We start from the raw sequence: 15257 nt of genomic DNA on the forward strand, positions 1-15257 counted from the left end.
GAGAGAAATGAGGGCACGTTATGTCATTAAATGAATTAAAAAAACGGATCGATTCTACATCCAAGACGGCCCAAATTACCAATGCGATGCGCATGGTCTCTGCCGCTAAATACAATCGCATGGCTCAAGATGCCAAGACATATTTTTTATATGCCGAACGAGTCCGTAAAATGGTAGCCCATGTTGCGAAGTCGCAATTGGACCTTTTAAGTGAAGGTGAGCCGATTCAAGAAAGTGAAACCAACTATGTAGACTTTCACGATATGTTAGTGACCAGACCAATTAAGAAGACGGGTTACTTAATTATTTCATCGGATAAAGGATTGGCGGGTTCATATAACTCATCGGTAATTAAATCAACGCACCAAATGTTAACCCAGGATCATAAATCAAAAGATGAAGTAGTTGTCTTAGCAATTGGTGAGCCGATTGCCAAATATTGTCGTGATGAAGGCTATGAAGTAGCCTATGAATTACACGGTGTATCTGATCGTCCAGAATTTATGGAAGTCCAATCGATTGTTAAAAAGGCAGTGGATTTGTTCAAACGCCAAGTATTTGATGCCTTATATGTTTGCTACAATCACCATGTGAACGCAGCAACCTTACAGTTCCGGGCAGATCAAGTCTTGCCGTTAACGGAACTTGATATCGAAGAAGATGAAGAAACAGATTCACGGCATTTAACTTATGATTATTTAGTGGAGCCCTCTGAAGAAGAACTACTTGATGTTTTGCTACCTCAATATGCTGAAAGTCAAATTTATGGTGCTATTATCGATGCTAAAACGGCCGAACATGGAAGTCGGATGAATGCGATGAGCAGTGCGACTGAAAATGCGAACGAAATGATTGCTCAATTAAAACAAACGTATAATCAACAGCGTCAATTAAAAGTTACAAATGAGATTATTGAAATTATTAGTGGCGCTAACGCGCTAAAGTAAGAGGAGGGTGATTATTAGATGAGAATAGGTCAAGTAGAACAAGTCATTGGACCCGTGGTAGACGTTACCTTCCCAATCGAAAAGGGCGTTCCTGATATCCATCATGCCTTAATTGTTACCAAACAAGTCATTGATCCAAAAGCCGAATTAGAAGATATTGAAATTGAAGCAGTTATTACTCTTGAGGTTGCCTTAGAATTAGGTGAGGGGAGTGTTCGGACCATCGCTATGGAATCAACCGATGGTTTGCAACGTGGAATGACTGTTATTGATACCGAATTACCTATTCGTGTACCTGTAGGTGAAGAAACCCTGGGACGAGTATTTAACGTTTTGGGAACCCCTATTGATGGCTTAGGTCCTGTTAGCGCTGAAATGGAAAAGAAAAGTATTCACCGTGAAGCACCTAAATATGATGAATTAAGTGCTAATTACGAAATTTTAGAAACGGGTATAAAGGTTATTGATTTATTGGCTCCGTATATCAAAGGGGGTAAGATTGGTCTCTTTGGTGGTGCAGGGGTTGGTAAAACCGTTTTAATTCAAGAGTTGATTCATAATATTGCTGAACAATTAGGCGGAATTTCTGTCTTCACTGGTGTCGGAGAACGGACTCGTGAAGGGAATGATCTGGTCTTTGAAATGCGTGAATCTGGTGTAAATAAGAAAACAGCCATGGTCTTTGGGCAGATGAATGAACCGCCTGGTGCCAGAATGCGGGTTGTTTTGACAGGTTTAACGATGGCAGAATATTTCCGTGATGAATTAAATCAAGATGTATTGCTTTTCATTGACAATATTTTCCGGTTTACGCAAGCAGGTTCTGAAGTTTCTGCTCTCTTAGGTCGGATGCCTTCGGCAGTGGGATATCAACCAACGCTAGCCAGTGAAATGGGTGCCATGCAAGAGCGGATTACGTCCACTAAGAATGGTTCAATTACGTCAATCCAAGCTGTGTATGTACCAGCCGACGATTACACAGACCCCGCGCCGGCTACAACTTTTGCTCACTTAGATGCAACGACCAACTTAGAGCGTCGTTTGACTGAGCAAGGGATTTATCCAGCGGTGGATCCTTTAGCTTCGTCTTCAAGTGCGTTATCTGAAGAAATTGTGGGTATTCGCCATTATAACGTAGCCCGTCGTGTACAAACCATTCTTCAACGTTACCGTGAATTGCAAGATATTATTGCTATTTTAGGGATTGAAGAACTTAGTGATGAAGAGAAAACCATTGTAAGTCGTGCACGACGTATACAATTCTTCTTGTCACAAAACTTCCACGTAGCTGAGGCCTTTACGGGTATTCCAGGTTCATTCGTTACTATTGAAGAAACCTTACACGGGTTTGAAGGAATTATTGAAGGTAAATATGACATGTTACCTGAAGAAGCTTTCCGTAACGTAGGTAATATTGGCCAAGCGATTGAAAAAGCTAAAAAATTAGGTACTGAAGTTCCCGCTGGGCTTGATTAAGAGAAAGAAGGGCTCCAATGGCTGAACAAGAAAAAAACAAGATGCAAGTCAATATCTATTCGCCACGAGGACAAGTTTATTCCCATCATGCCTATGCCTGCAGTGTTCATTCAGTTGATGGTGGTTTAACCATCCTTCCTAATCATGCCCCTATTCTTGTTGCTCTAGATATTAGTGCCGTGAAAGTAAGAAGGGCAACTGATGATGATCGTGAAGATTATATTGCGGTAAACGGTGGTGTCTTGGAAATGCGTAATAATATTTGCGAAATCACCTCAAATTCGGCTTTTCGAGCGCGTGATATTGATGAAGCTCAAGCAAGAGTCGATAAAGCTCAAGCAGAAGCTGATTTAGCGACGGCCTTATCTAATAATGATACACAAGCATTCAAACGAGCTAAAATTGCTTTGGCACGTGCGGTAAATATGATTAGTGTAAGTAGTCATCGTCGAAATTAATTTAGATAAAAATTTGTGAAGTTAGAATCGAATATTTTCGATTCTAACTTTTTTGTTTTATCAGCAACAATCATTGACTTATAAACATGTTTTGTAAAAAATACGCAACTTTTGACTCAACATTGTCTCATCAATTAATCCAAAGTACACAAACTTAACTATTTTATGTTTTATCTTATTTGGTTTTTGTGCTATGATAAACGAGGAACTGAGAGGTGAAAAACGATGTCTACATTTTTTAATAGTATGGCAGTACTATTTGTACGCATGGTTTTTATTATTTTAAGCTTTCAAATTATGCTAAAAATTGACTGGAAACGATTTTTTTCTTCATCCAACACTTATGTAGCACCTTATTTGTGTGTCTTTATGAGTTTGGCAGTCGGGCATCTCGTAGGTTCGTTTGCGATTACGATCATTGAACTTTGCCAATCGATTTTGGCCCAAGTTCTTTATTAAAAGATAGGACCTATCGTTCGCTCCAAAACGATAGCGTGTGATAAAAGGGGAATAATTGAATATGGAAGAAATCATTGTACAAGGTGGCAACCGTCTAGAAGGCGTGGTCAAAGTAGAAGGAGCCAAAAATGCTGTGCTTCCGATTTTAGCCGCTTCAATCTTGGCAGAGACGGGCAAAGTCCATCTAGAGAATGTTCCAGTTCTTTCAGATGTTCATACGCTAAATGAGTTATTAAACAATATTAATGTGTTGAATACATTTGATGAAGAAAATAATGAAATGATTTTAGATGCCAGTGGACAAGTTGTGACCACGGCTGATTATGATTTTGTAAGTAAAATGCGGGCGTCAGTGGTAGTAATGGGACCTCTATTGGCCCGTTATGGTCATGCTAAAGTAGCTATGCCAGGTGGTTGTGCCATCGGTACTCGACCAATTGATTTGCATTTGAAAGGCTTTGAAGCTTTAGGAGCGAAGATTAAACGTGCGGCTGGCTATGTTGAAGCGTCAGCTGATCAATTAGTGGGAGCGCGTATTTATCTAGACTTTCCAAGCGTGGGTGCCACTGAAAATATTATGATGGCAGCCGTGCATGCTAAGGGTGTAACCATCTTAGAAAACGTTGCTCGTGAACCCGAAATCGTTGATTTAGCAAACTTTTTAAATAAAATGGGTGCTCAAATTGTCGGTGCAGGGACTGAAACAATTCGGATTACAGGCGTGGAAAACTTACATGGTACACGTCACTCTATTATTCCTGACCGCATTGAAGCTGGAACCTTTATGGTTGCTGCGGCTGTGACTCAAGGGGATGTGTTAGTGGAAGGTGCGATTGCCGACCATAATAAACCTTTAATTAGTAAACTTAGAGAAATGGGCGTTGAGTTCGAAGAATTTGCCAACGGTATTCGCGTTAAAGGCCCTCAAACATTACAGGCAACAGATGTGAAGACATTACCATATCCTGGTTTTCCAACTGATATGCAAGCTCAAATGAGTATTGCGCAAATGTTAGCAGCGGGTTCTTGTGCTCTTACTGAAACAGTCTTTGAGAATCGCTTTATGCATTTTGAAGAATTAAGACGGATGAGCGGTAAATTTACTGTGGATCGTCAAACGGTGATTATGTATGGTCCAAACCAATTTACTGGCGCTAGTGTCAAAGCGACTGATTTACGGGCAGCAGCTGCTTTAATTATTGCTGGTTTAACAGCGAAAGGCATTACCCGTGTATCTGAATTGAAATATTTAGACCGTGGCTATTACAAATTCCATGAAAAATTAGCCAACTTAGGTGCAAATGTCCAACGAATCGATACATCTAAAGGACAAGTTTTCCACATGACCAGTGAAGTGCCAACGGCCATGGTTTCTACTGTCTTAGCTTAAGCAGCGAAAGGCGGGATTGAACAATGAGCAGAGATATTGGAATTGACTTAGGAACGGCCAATGTGCTGATTCATTTAAAAGGTAGAGGGATTGTCTTGAATGAACCATCCGTGGTTGCAGTGGATAAACAGAGCCAAGAGGTCATTGCAATTGGACAGGAAGCTTATGAGATGATTGGCCGCGCACCGTCATCTATTGAAGTTGTTCGTCCCCTAAAAGGGGGAGTGATTGATGATTTTGATATCACTGAGGCCATGCTTACCCTTTTTCTGCAAAAAATCAATTCTAAAAATTGGTTTTTGAAACCCAATATCTTGATATGTTGCCCCTCGAATGTGAGTGAGATTGAGCGAATATCCTTAGTGGAAGCAGCAGAACGAGCGGGTGGCGGCCAAATATTTATTGAAGAAGAGCCCAAAGTGGCAGGGATAGGATCGGGAATTGATGCAATGGATCCATCGGCTAATATGGTGATTGATATCGGTGGCGGAACATCGGACATTGCTATTTTATCCTCTGGTCAAGTGATTGTAAGCGAATCTATTCGAATTGCTGGCGACGAATTTGATGCAGCAATTATTCAATACTTTAAAGATAAGTATCAACTTTTAATTGGTGAACGGTCAGCGGAATTGATTAAGATGCAGTTAGCGACGGCTAAGCCCTTACCAAAAGAAGAAATGGTGACCCATTATCTTAAAGGACGTGACTTAGTGACTGGGTTACCAAAGTCAATCAATGTAAATTCAAACCATATTTATGAGGCATTAGAAGATCAATTGACCATAATCGGTCGCTCAGCTAAGAAACTATTAGAAGATGTTGAACCAGAAGTGGCGGCAGATATAATGGAAAAAGGCATTATTTTGACTGGTGGAGGAGCCCTTATTCCAAATATGGATAGCTTTTTGACAGAATTTCTTAACGTTTCTGTCCTTAAAGCAGATCATCCTATGTCTTGTGTTGCTATGGGGACGGGATTACTTCTTGACATGATTCAAAGTGGCAAGTTGCAACGAAGCAATCTGTCTACTGGTGAAAAAATCAATCGTTATTTTAGAATATTAAAACGCCGTTTGATTGGTTAGTGATGGAGGTGGACAAATGTCAGATTCAGTTTATCGTGAATCGTTTACGCAAAAGATAAATAATTTTTTGCTTAGGACGATTATCTTTATCTTGATTCTGTTTTTGTGCTTCATTGTCGGACTTTTTATCGGTTATGTCTTGATTGGTAAAGGCCCTTTTTGGGAAGTGCTTAATATTGATACATGGAAGCATATTATAGATTTTATAAAATAATTTGAAGCGGGCTGAACTATTCAGCGCGCTTTTTTCCCATAAGCGAATTATTAAAGTAAGGAGGGCGAGTGAATGCATCCCTTTGTTTGGTTTGAATTGATGATTTATTTTTTGCCAATTTTGCTTGTTTGGCTGATTCAACGTTATTTTCGTGACTATTTAAAATTTTTCCCGGACTGGCCGCTTTCACTTGCTCAGGTATTGATTCCTTTTTGGCTAGTTTTAATTTATGAGTTGGGTTGGTTGTTGTACGATCTGAATGTTTTGCCTTTTGTTTTTTTCTATACAGCTTTTTTGTTAGGTTTGCAATTGTATGACTATATCCGAAGGATTGATCATTTTAGTTTTCGTCATTACTATAAACCAGCTAGTGAGTTATTTTTTACAATTTTATCTTGTTTCTTGTTTTCAATGATGCTTCTACGTCTGATTACTTATGTTTTTTAAATAATTTTTGGGAAATGTCCCCACTTTTTTCTATACTATAAAACCCTACCATATCAAGCTTTAAAACCCTCTAGTTATACTAGAGGGAATTTTTTTGCCTATTTTGTGTTATTATGTGGTAGAAAGTGGAGAGATGTGGTAGACTATAAGTAACTTAGATGGGGAGGTGTATTCAATCGTGCTTATTGGTGAATTTCAACATAATATCGATACAAAAGGCCGATTGATTATGCCGGCTAAGTTTCGTAATGATCTTGGGCATCATTTTATTGTTACTCGGGGTCTTGACGGCTGTCTATTTGGATTCCCAATGGAAAGTTGGGATGGCATTCAAGAGAAATTGAAACAACTACCGTTAGCAAAAAAAGATGCTCGTGCTTTTTCACGCTTCTTCTATTCAGCTGCCACTGAAGTTGAAGTTGATAAGCAAGGGCGGATAAATTTACCACAGAATCTCATTGAATTCGCTAAGATCGATAAGGAATGTCGTGTGATCGGCGTAGCAGACCGTATCGAGATTTGGAGCAGCGAAAAATGGGATCAGTTTGCTGAGCAGGCCGAAGAGAATTTTGAAGATATTGCTGAAACGATGATTGATTTTGGTTTGTAGAGGGGTGAAGATTTGGAATTTGAACATATTACCGTTCTACTAAGAGAAACCATTGACGGTCTAGAAATTAATCCGAATGGTGTATATGTTGACTGCACCTTAGGTGGCGGTGGACACGCTCGTTATCTATTAGAACAACTTTCTGATCGTGGGCATCTCTATGCATTTGATCAAGATCAGATTGCCATTGATCATGCGCAAGAAGCGCTAAAAGATCAGATTGCTAAGGGGAAAGTCACCTTTATTCATGCTAATTTCCGCCATATACAAGAAGAATTAGCTCAGCGGGGTGTTCGCTATGTTGATGGTATTTATTATGATTTAGGGGTTTCGTCACCACAATTAGATGTGGCTGAGCGAGGTTTCTCATATCATCTTGAAGCTCCCTTGGATATGCGGATGGATCAAACTAAACCATTAACTGCCTATCAAGTAGTTAATGAATGGCCATATGAGGAATTAGTTCGCCTCCTTTATCGTTACGGAGAAGAAAAATTCGCCAAAAGAATTGCCCGTTCTATTGAACAAATACGAGCTAAATCTCCCATCGAAACAACGACTGAGTTAGCAGAAATTATTAAACAAGCCATACCGGCTGCCACACGGCGCACGGGCGGTCATCCCGCTAAGAAATCCTTCCAAGCTATTCGAATTGCTGTGAATGATGAACTTGGTGCAGTGGAAGAATCTTTGGAACAAGGCTTGAAACTCTTGAAAGTAGGAGGACGCATGTCGGTTATTTCCTTCCACTCTTTAGAAGATCGGTTGGTTAAGCAATTATTTAAACAAGTTTCTACACCAGAAGAAACACCACGACACTTACCATTATTGCCTGAGCAAATGATGGCAGAATATTCATTAGTTAATCGGAAACCAATTTTAGCTAGCCAGGAAGAACTGGATATGAATAATCGATCGCGGTCGGCTAAATTACGCATTATTGAACGTACAACTATCAAAGAATAAGAAACCAAATTTTAGAGAGGAGGGACGTCAGTGTCTGAATTAGCTAAACAATATGAAACGAGTTATTTTCAACGTACAAGTTTATCTGCTGTAGACTCATTTGATACTATTTCAGCTGAACAAGTGGCTCCTGAATATCCTGATCAGCCTGACGTCCAACTTCCTACAGCACCTAAAAAGTTACCACTTAACCCTCTCAATCAGGCTTTAGTCATTTTCTTTGTTTTAGTGTGTTTAGGTTTTGTAGCAGCAAATTTGGTGATACAATATCAAGTAGCTACGACGCAGGCGACCATTCAGAATTATGAGGGTCAGACGGCTCAATTAAAAAAGGAAACAGACATTATGATGAATCAACTGGCGCAACAGTTTGATTATCAGGTGATTAAAGACGCGGCCCAAAAGCAAAATATGACGATCAATAAAGACCAAGTAAAGGAAGTTGCAGAATGAGTGCAAGGAAAGCTAAAACAAATAAACGGCTAAATATTTTAATGCTGGCTTTGGTAGCTTTTGCTTCTTGTTTGGTCCTTCTAACACGGTTAGCGCAAATTATTTTAGTGAAACAGGTAAATAATGTTGACTTAGTAAACTATGGTCAAACACAAGAAATGAGAAGTAGTATTACTGAAGCAAGAAGGGGAACCATTTTTGATCAAAATGGACAACCCATTGCGATGGATACTACTTCTTATTCTGTCTATGGTATTTTAGCTGCGCCTGGATCAGATAATGTCATTCAGGATCCGGATCGAACAGCAAAAGTTTTAGCGAAATATTTAAAAGTTAGCCAAGATAGCTTATTAAATCAAATTGTGACCAGTAAAGCTGAACAAATTGAATTTGGACCGGCAGGAACGAATCTTTCAGCGGCCACCAAAGAAGCGATAGAGAAAGAAAAGCTTCCAGGAATCGTCTTTGTAAGTCAAACAAGCCGTATTTATATCAATGACTATTTCGCTTCGCATTTGATTGGTTACAGTCGACCAACTCAAGAAAAAAGTGATCTAACAGCCAATATTTTGCAAGGACAAAGCGGTATTGAAAAAACGTATGATGACCGTCTAAGCGGTCGTAAAAAATATCGTGAATTAAGTGAACAAGGGATAAAACAAGACTATATTTCAGGTCAGGACCTATATTTAACGCTCAATAGTCGGGTGCAAAATATCTTAGAAGATTTAACCAATCAGGTTGATAAAACTTATCAACCGCAAGCCATCAATGCCTATTTGGTTGAGGTAAAGACAGGTAAATTGGTAGCGGCCACACAAAGACCGACATTTAATCTCAATACTCGCCAAGGGATTGATAAACAATGGAAGAATTTATTGGTTGAAGAAGCGTATGAACCAGGTTCAACATTGAAAATTTTGTTAATGGCTGAAGCTTACGACCAACATGTCTATACTGCAAAAGAAAGCTTTCAGTCCGGGCAAATAAAAATATATGACCAAACGATTCGCGATTATAACCAATATGGCTGGGGAAAAATCCCCTTTGAACAGGCTCTTCCTCGTTCTAGTAATGTGGGTATGGTGCTTTTAGCTCAGCGCATTGGTCTAGAAAAATGGTTAAAAAAATTAGATCAATTTGGCTTTGGCCATTCGACTCAATCAGGCTTACCTAATGAAGTAGCTGGTCGGATCGAGCAAGAAAATAAATTTAGTCAAATTACAACTAGTTTTGGTCAAGGTATTGCCACGACGCCTATCCAACTACTCCAGGCTTTTACCTCTATCGGAAATAATGGTAAAATGATGAAGATACAATATGTCGACCATATCGAATCCAGTCAAGTCTACCAACCCAAAGAACTAGGGCAAGTTGTATCGGCTGATGCAGCTCAACAAGTTCTTCAACTAATGAGACAGGCCGTTGATCAACCCTATGGAACTGCCCAAGCTTTTAAAAATTCGCAGGTCAATATAGCGGCTAAGACAGGGACGGCGGAGATTGCCAACCCTAATGGCGGGGGATATTTAAGCGGGCCTAATGATTATTACAATTCGGTGGTGGGATTCTTTCCTGCCGAAAATCCCAAGTATATGCTTTACTTATCCATTAAGCAGGTGAAGCAGACACAGGGTAAGACTGGTTCGCAAATTTTAGCCGAGATTTTTAATCCACTAGTAGATTTTGTGATGATTAAGCAATAGAAAGAAGGAAATAAAGTGGAAGCACAAGCGTTGATACGTGTTCTTTATGATGCACAAGTGCTAGGAGTGCCTTTAACTAATCAAGAAATCGAACATTTAACCAATGATTCACGACAAATTAAAGAAAATACATGTTTTATCGCTATTCGAGGCGAGCAGTTTGATGGACATTCAGCTGTAGAACAAGTAGCTAAACAAGGAGCTAAATTAGTTATTGTTGAAGAAGTTCAACCAGCATGGTTAGAGTTGCCAATCACTATCGTTAAAGTTCGTTCAACTTTTAGGGCACAGGCAATTTTAGCCAATCAATATTATCAACAACCTTCTGAAAAATTAGCCGTGGTTGCTGTTACAGGTACTAATGGTAAAACAACCATTTCCAATATGATCAGTGATATACTCGAAAAATTGGGCCATAAAACAGGCCTAATTGGTACCTTGCGTTATAAGGTGGATGATCATTCGTATTTACCGGTTAATACCACTCCGGATGCTTTACGCTTACAAGAATTATTCAACGAAATGGTAGAAGTTGGTTGCCAAGATGCAATTATTGAGGCGAGTTCCCACGCCTTGGCGTTAGGCCGCTTATGGTATACCGATGTCGATTGTGCGATTTTTACGAACTTGGCTCGTGAACACTTAAATTTCCACCAAACAATGGAAAATTATGCATATGCTAAAAGCTTGTTGTTTGCTCAGTTAGGTCAAGCCTTTAAACAAGGTAGACCACGGTTGGCCATTACCAATTTAGATTGTCCTTATGGTTTACAGATGGTACAAGCCAGTTCAGCTGATGTCGTAACCTATAGTTTAGAGGATGAATCAGCTACTGCCTATGCCAATCATATTGAAACGGATAAATCGGGTTTGACTTTTGATCTTCATTACCAAGAAAAAGCTTATCGAGTTCAACTTGCAATTGTTGGACGCTATAATGTTTCTAATTATTTAGCAGCTTTCTTATGTTTAACCGCTTATTATGGTTTTAGTCCAGAGCAAGTTGTTGATGCAACCCAAGCATTTAAAGGGGTAACAGGCCGTATGCAGACGATTGATAAGGGGCAAAATTTTGAAGTGATCTTGGACTATGCCCATACACCAGATGCGGTCGAAATGGTAGCGAGTGATTTGGCTAAACGTAAGAAAAATCGGTTAATTATTATGACTGCTCACTCAGGTGGTAACCGCGATTCGGCTGTACGTCCCCAAATTGGCGATATCATCTTTAACTATGGCGATTCAATTGTGCTTACTTCAGACAATCCTCGCCATGAGCCAATCGAAAAAATCTGTCGTGAAATTCAAGGGAATCACACCGAAAAACCATGTGTGATCATTCCGAACCGTGAGGAAGCTATTGACTATACCTTGAATCTGGCAGAAAAGGATGACATTATTCTTTTGGCTGGTAAAGCCGGGGAATCTTATCAAATTATTGGTAGTCAAAAATTTCCTTATGATGAAGTGAAAACAGTAAATGAAGTGTTAGATAAAATCTTAGGTCACAAAAAATAAAGACCTCAATTTGATTAGGAGTGTAGGTATGGAATTGATTCTACCTTTTGCGATTAGTTTCGCTATAACGGTCAGTATTATGCCATTTTTTATTGGCTATTTTAATTATAAGAAGATTGGACAAACAACGCGGGAAGATGGTCCAAAATGGCACGAAGTGAAAACGGGAACACCGACAATGGGGGGGACGGTTTTTGTCGCAGCCATCCTGATTACTCTAGGTTTATCTGCTAGTTTCATGGGCTTATTAGATGGAACGATTTGGATGTTACTTTTGACCTTTTTACTATTTGGGGGCATTGGTTTCGTTGATGACTTTATTAGTATTTTTAAAAAGCGTAACGAAGGCCTTACAGTTAAACAAAAATTTGTGAGTCAGCTCGTATTTTCTGGTTTGATTATTTTGGTCGGGTATTTATCTAAATTAACAATCGCCTTACCTTTAGTTTTCTTCCAAATTGAAAATGTAGTCTTGTTAGCTGTGTTTGCTTTCATTTGGATTACAGGGTTTTCAAATGCAGTCAACTTGACAGATGGCTTAGATGGCTTAGCAACAGGGTTAAACATTATTGCTTACGGTGCTTACTTTACATTAGCTATGCAAGCCCATAAAACCTCACTTGCTCTAGCGTGTTTAATTGTGGTGGGTGCCTTAATTGGTTTTATTATTTACAATAAAAAGCCGGCTAAAATATTTATGGGTGACGTTGGCTCTTTGGCCTTAGGGGCTGGTTTAGCGGTGATTTCAATTATTCTAAATAATCCGTGGTCATTGTTAATTATCGGTTTGGTTTTCGTTATCGAAACAGCTAGTGTTATGTTGCAGGTCTGGTCGTTCAAAACTCGAGGCAAACGTATCTTTAAAATGAGTCCTATTCATCATCATTTTGAAATGAGCGGTTGGTCTGAAACTAAAGTTGTCATTGTTTTTTGGGCAACGGGGTTACTTGCAGCATGTATAGCATTGACTATATTTTAATTAGGAGCGAGAGAACAGATGGATAATAAGCTAGACTTATCAGGCAAAAACGTATTAGTACTTGGCTATGCTATGACTGGCAAAAGCGCCTTAGAATTTTTGCTAGCCAAGGGAGCAAAAGTGACAATTAATGACCGAGGGGATCTTTCTTCAGACCCGTCGGTTACTTCTTTTTTAAATCGGGGCGTTCAAGTCGTTGATGGAGGCCATCCTTTGTCCTTACTGGATCAAAAGTTTGATTTCATTGTTAAGAATCCAGGGATTCCTTATCATATTCCTTTCTTGCAGGCAGCTATTGAAAAGGGAATTCCTATCTATACAGATGTCGAGTTGGCTTACTGGTATTGCCAAGCAACTATTATTGGGATAACGGGAAGCAATGGTAAAACAACAACAACTTCATTGATTCACCGTTTATTGCAAGCTCAACCAAAAGGACATGCTTATTTGGCAGGAAATATTGGCATCCCAGTCTTGAATGTTGTAGATGAGGTGCAAGCTACCGATAAATTGGTCATGGAAATGTCAAGTTTTCAATTAATGGGAACCCAAAATTTTAAACCTCATATGGCCGTTATCTGTAATATTTACTCCGCTCATTTAGATTATCATGGAAGTCGCGATGAATATGTGAAAGCGAAACTTCGCTTAATTCAGAACCAAACTGCGGAAGACTTTTTAGTTTATAATCACGCGTTACCCGAATTAGTTTCCTTAGTCGATCAACATCCCGCCATTAAAATACCGTTTGCGATTGATTTAGCTCCAGAATTGCAAGGTCAAGGCGCCTATGTCGACGGCGATGCTATTTGTTTTAAGGCTGAGAAGATTGCGAATGTTAGCGATATCCAATTGCCAGGTACCCATAATATCGAGAATGTACTAGCCGCAGTTGCAATTGCTAAGTTAAATGATGTGTCTAATCAGGACATCGTAGCTACGTTAAGAGCTTACAACGGAATGCCTCATCGTAATCAAAATATTGCCGAATCTTGTGGCCGAACTTTTTTCAATGATTCGAAAGCAACTAATATTATTGCGAGTCAAACGGCTTTAAGTAGTTTCAAAAATCAACCAGTCGTCTATATTGGTGGTGGTTTAGATCGAGGCAATGAATTTGATGAATTGGTTCCTTTTTTAGGTCAAGTTAAAGCAGCCTTTCTCTATGGACAAACGAAAGAAAAAATGAAAAAAGCGATGCTTGCGGCTGGGGTTCAACGAATTGAATTAGTCGATCAGTTACCTCAAGCTTGCCAATTAGCTTATCATTATGCTCAAGCCGGTGATGTTGTTCTATTCTCACCAGCATGTGCAAGTTGGGATCAATTTAAAGATTTTGAAGAACGGGGCGATGAATTTACTCGAACCATTCAAACCTTCATTCAAGAAGATCCATACCAAAATTAAGGAGGCTCATCATGGGAACGATTAAACGAATAGTATTAGCCGGTGGTGGGACGGGGGGCCATATTTATCCAGCTTTGGCTCTTTTGGATCGTATTAAAGAACGCTACCCAGATGTCGAATATCTCTATGTGGGTACGCAAAAGGGTTTAGAATCTCAACTAGTTCCTAAACGGGGAATTCCCTTTAAAAGTGTGGAAATACAGGGGCTAAAACGGTCACTTTCTTTGGAAAATATTAAGGCAGCCTGGTTAATGTTAAGTTCTACTCAGAAAGCAAAAGCTATTTTACGTGAATTTAAGCCTGATATTGTAGTCGGGACCGGTGGCTATGTTTGTGCGCCTGTCTTATTGGCAGCCTCACGCTTAGGTATTCCAACCTTAATTCATGAACAAAATAGTGTGGCTGGCATTACCAATAAATTTTTAGCTCGTCATGTGGATATTATCGCGACCTGTTTTCAAGAAGTGGCCACAGATTTTAAAAACAATGAAACCAAAATTCGTTATACAGGTAATCCTCGGGGACAAGAAGTGATTCTTACACCAAAAGATGATCTGATTATTCAAAAGCAATTTGAGTTGAATCCAACCTTGCCAACCGTTCTCGTCTTTGGTGGGAGTAGGGGGGCGCCAGGTATTAATCAGGCAACTATTCAAGCTATTGATTTTATGAAAGACAAGCCGTACCAATTAATTTTGGCGACAGGCCAAGGTCACTACCAAACAGTGATGGATCAGTTGAAACAAGACCTTGGAGAGCTTCCGTCTAATTGTAGGGTGGTAGCTTATATCGAAAATATGCCAGCCATTTTCCGCCAGATTCAACTTGTTGTATGTCGCTCCGGTGCAACAACTTTAACGGAATTAACGGCATTAGGTTTGCCAAGTATATTAATTCCAAGTCCATATGTAACGAATAATCACCAAGAGCATAATGCTTTAGCGTTAGTCAACCATCACGCAGCTAAAATGATTAAAGAAGATCAATTAGATGGAAAGAACTTATTTAATGCCATCGATCAGGTCTTAACGAATCCAAATCAGTTACAACAAATGGCTGAGAATGCCAAAGCCTTAGGAATCACAAATTCCTCTGATTTGATTATTTCAGCAATCGAATCGATTATTAAATAAGTTTCG

General features: G+C 39.4%; 16 protein-coding genes. All 16 read left to right on the forward strand.

The window, feature by feature from the left end:
• Window positions 1-20: 20 nt before the first annotated feature.
• The 16 genes from atpG (at window position 21) to murG (ending at window position 15251) form a co-directional block, all read left to right on the forward strand.
• Window positions 21-947 (forward strand): ATP synthase F1 subunit gamma, encoded by a 927-nt coding sequence (gene atpG / locus EIH20_RS01185; RefSeq protein ID WP_124057532.1) that lies wholly within the window; start codon window positions 21-23, stop codon window positions 945-947.
• A gap of 18 nt (window positions 948-965) precedes the next feature.
• Window positions 966-2423 carry a F0F1 ATP synthase subunit beta gene (atpD, locus tag EIH20_RS01190; RefSeq protein WP_124057533.1) on the forward strand — a complete coding sequence of 486 codons (1458 nt, stop codon included), beginning with the start codon at window positions 966-968 and terminating at the stop codon, window positions 2421-2423.
• Window positions 2424-2440: 17 nt separating this feature from the next.
• On the forward strand, window positions 2441-2881 hold the full coding sequence (atpC, locus tag EIH20_RS01195; RefSeq protein WP_124057534.1) for an ATP synthase F1 subunit epsilon: 441 nt from the start codon (window positions 2441-2443) through the stop codon (window positions 2879-2881).
• Between the two features lie 246 nt (window positions 2882-3127).
• A complete protein-coding gene (locus EIH20_RS01200; protein WP_164470833.1) occupies window positions 3128-3340 on the forward strand; it encodes a DUF1146 family protein in 213 nt (70 codons plus the stop codon).
• A 61-nt stretch (window positions 3341-3401) separates the two neighbouring features.
• Window positions 3402-4730, forward strand: a complete 1329-nt coding sequence (gene murA / locus EIH20_RS01205) for a UDP-N-acetylglucosamine 1-carboxyvinyltransferase (protein WP_124057536.1) — start codon at window positions 3402-3404, stop codon at window positions 4728-4730.
• Window positions 4731-4753: 23 nt separating this feature from the next.
• Window positions 4754-5818, forward strand: a complete 1065-nt coding sequence (mreB, locus tag EIH20_RS01210) for a rod shape-determining protein (RefSeq protein WP_124057537.1) — start codon at window positions 4754-4756, stop codon at window positions 5816-5818.
• 16 nt (window positions 5819-5834) lie between these two features.
• A complete protein-coding gene (locus EIH20_RS01215) occupies window positions 5835-6032 on the forward strand; it encodes a DNA-directed RNA polymerase subunit beta (RefSeq protein WP_124057538.1) in 198 nt (65 codons plus the stop codon).
• 72 nt (window positions 6033-6104) lie between these two features.
• Complete coding sequence (locus EIH20_RS01220; protein WP_124057539.1) at window positions 6105-6479, forward strand: hypothetical protein; 375 nt, start codon at window positions 6105-6107, stop codon at window positions 6477-6479.
• A 178-nt stretch (window positions 6480-6657) separates the two neighbouring features.
• Window positions 6658-7089, forward strand: a complete 432-nt coding sequence (gene mraZ, locus EIH20_RS01225) for a division/cell wall cluster transcriptional repressor MraZ (protein ID WP_124057540.1) — start codon at window positions 6658-6660, stop codon at window positions 7087-7089.
• A gap of 12 nt (window positions 7090-7101) precedes the next feature.
• Window positions 7102-8055 (forward strand): 16S rRNA (cytosine(1402)-N(4))-methyltransferase RsmH, encoded by a 954-nt coding sequence (gene rsmH, locus EIH20_RS01230; protein ID WP_124057541.1) that lies wholly within the window; start codon window positions 7102-7104, stop codon window positions 8053-8055.
• Window positions 8056-8085: 30 nt separating this feature from the next.
• The gene (locus EIH20_RS01235) at window positions 8086-8508 is read left to right on the forward strand and encodes a hypothetical protein (protein WP_124057542.1); all 423 of its coding nucleotides are present in this window, start codon (window positions 8086-8088) and stop codon (window positions 8506-8508) included.
• On the forward strand, window positions 8505-10214 hold the full coding sequence (locus EIH20_RS01240; protein ID WP_124057543.1) for a peptidoglycan D,D-transpeptidase FtsI family protein: 1710 nt from the start codon (window positions 8505-8507) through the stop codon (window positions 10212-10214). The genes EIH20_RS01235 and EIH20_RS01240 overlap by 4 nt, the downstream gene beginning before the upstream one ends.
• A gap of 15 nt (window positions 10215-10229) precedes the next feature.
• Window positions 10230-11732 carry a UDP-N-acetylmuramoyl-L-alanyl-D-glutamate--2,6-diaminopimelate ligase gene (locus EIH20_RS01245; RefSeq protein WP_124057544.1) on the forward strand — a complete coding sequence of 501 codons (1503 nt, stop codon included), beginning with the start codon at window positions 10230-10232 and terminating at the stop codon, window positions 11730-11732.
• A gap of 28 nt (window positions 11733-11760) precedes the next feature.
• Window positions 11761-12711: a phospho-N-acetylmuramoyl-pentapeptide-transferase gene (gene mraY, locus EIH20_RS01250; protein ID WP_124057545.1), complete on the forward strand. Its 951-nt coding sequence runs from the start codon at window positions 11761-11763 to the stop codon at window positions 12709-12711.
• Between the two features lie 18 nt (window positions 12712-12729).
• Entirely contained in the window at window positions 12730-14118 is a 1389-nt protein-coding gene (murD, locus tag EIH20_RS01255; RefSeq protein WP_124057546.1) for a UDP-N-acetylmuramoyl-L-alanine--D-glutamate ligase, read from the forward strand.
• An 11-nt stretch (window positions 14119-14129) separates the two neighbouring features.
• Entirely contained in the window at window positions 14130-15251 is a 1122-nt protein-coding gene (gene murG, locus EIH20_RS01260; RefSeq protein WP_124057547.1) for an undecaprenyldiphospho-muramoylpentapeptide beta-N-acetylglucosaminyltransferase, read from the forward strand.
• Window positions 15252-15257 lie beyond the last annotated feature (6 nt).

Source organism: Vaginisenegalia massiliensis, from assembly GCF_900604935.1.
Lineage (GTDB): Bacteria > Bacillota > Bacilli > Lactobacillales > Aerococcaceae > Vaginisenegalia > Vaginisenegalia massiliensis.